Here is a 1,544-nt window from a genome sequence, read left to right as displayed (position 1 = left end):
TCTTCTTGCTGCCACTTCTTTTAATGACAAGGAACACTCTCCGCTCGCCTCACCCTCATCGAGCGCTTTTCGCAGTAAGTCTTGTTGATTCTCTTGTTGTTCGAGTAGTCGCAATGCACTTCTCATCACTTCACTTGTTGAGCCATAACGACCTGTTGCGATCATTCTTTCGATAAAACAATCAAGAGATTCTCCGATTGTGACGCTTGTTGTTCTAGCCATAAAATCACCATGTGTTAATTATTAACACACCTAGTATACCTCTTCATTTTCTCTTTTTCGCTAATTGCTTATCACACCATGCCATGAGCTGTTCGGCTTTCAATGTTATTACCCCCAGAGCCAACATACCCAAGATGTAACTCCACCCCAAAGCATTCCCCCAACCCGGTATGTTGTCACTCACCACAATGAAAACAGCGCAAAATGATAATGCTGTAAAAATAACTCGAATAAACATAACAGCCTCTTTCTCATAGATTCTTTTATCCACCTTACCATCAGCGTTTTGTTTCCTAAGTTTGGCTCTTGATCATGCAGCTCAAAAACGCCTAGCGTTCAAAATGCACATCACCGGCCCAGGATAAACTTGCAGTTTATCTTGGGCTAGTGATGCGACAAGCGCAGCGCGTCAGTTCGTGAGGGGCTACTGCCCCTAACCCCGTCAAATTCACTCAAAGCACCGCCCTGTTGCTACGCAATTCAGGCGGTACTTTTCGCAAATTTCGCGAGCCTACTCGCGCTATGTAGAATTTAAAAATTCTACATAGCGCGAGCTTTAATAAGCTTTTATATAATTTCACGCAACAAAAAGCCTGCAACAAAACAATATTGCAGATAAAACGTGAAAATGTCACAATGGAATTTCCATAGCCCACTGCTGCTTATGCAGGAACCTGACCTCTACAACCTCCTTGGTTTGGTCTGCGAAAATCAAATCCGCGCTTAGTCAGAGAACTAAAAAATGATTTTGCCTCAGGGGAGTACGGCCTAGTTAACACCGTACACGTTGGTTTTAATTACTGATACCAACGGTGCTTCTCAAAGCAGCGAAACACAAAAATCAGTACGCACTTCACTGGCGGAAAGTGAACGTGAAAAGGTGTGAACAGTCGGCCTTGCTATACGAAAAAAAGCAAAATTGGCGAACGGCAATGCCGTCTGGATATTTTTACGAAAATATTTAGCTAGTTCTTACGCCCACATCGAGATTTTTATGAGCTTTGATCCAGTAGCAGCGACCGAAGCTGCAAAAAAGACCCGTGCTTTACGCAAAGGCAAAAACTATAAGAAACGCACCTCTAAACTTGAACCGTTCCGTTCTGAAATCGCCAAAATGTACAAGCATGGCGCATCTTTAGAACTGATTGCTCTGCACCTCCAAACTGAACACAAGCAATATGCAGCTCGCAGTACCATCCTCCGATATATCCATTCCATCGGAGTAACACGCAATGGCTAAAGGGCACTTCGCAAAATCAGAAAAACAAGCCGCTTCTGTCATGAAAGAAATGCAGGGGAAAGGTAATGCCATAGAATCGGTG

At 43.6% G+C, this 1,544-nt stretch carries 3 protein-coding genes; 1 reads left to right on the top strand and 2 read right to left on the bottom strand.

The window, feature by feature from the left end:
- On the bottom strand, positions 1–222 hold a 222-nt coding region (locus R7Q48_RS24070; protein WP_318132584.1), incomplete at its 3' end, for a type II toxin-antitoxin system ParD family antitoxin.
- Between the two features lie 43 nt (positions 223–265).
- Positions 266–493 carry a hypothetical protein gene (locus R7Q48_RS24065; RefSeq protein WP_225452192.1) on the bottom strand — a complete coding sequence of 76 codons (228 nt, stop codon included), beginning with the start codon at positions 491–493 and terminating at the stop codon, positions 266–268.
- Positions 494–1,141: 648 nt separating this feature from the next.
- Here R7Q48_RS24065 and R7Q48_RS24060 point away from each other — a divergent pair.
- Complete coding sequence (locus R7Q48_RS24060) at positions 1,142–1,462, top strand: hypothetical protein (protein ID WP_102137291.1); 321 nt, start codon at positions 1,142–1,144, stop codon at positions 1,460–1,462.
- Positions 1,463–1,544 lie beyond the last annotated feature (82 nt).

It is taken from the genome of Vibrio sp. 378, from assembly GCF_033339435.1.
Note: the sequence above shows the minus strand (reverse complement) of the source record. Positions and strands in the feature narration are given on the sequence as shown.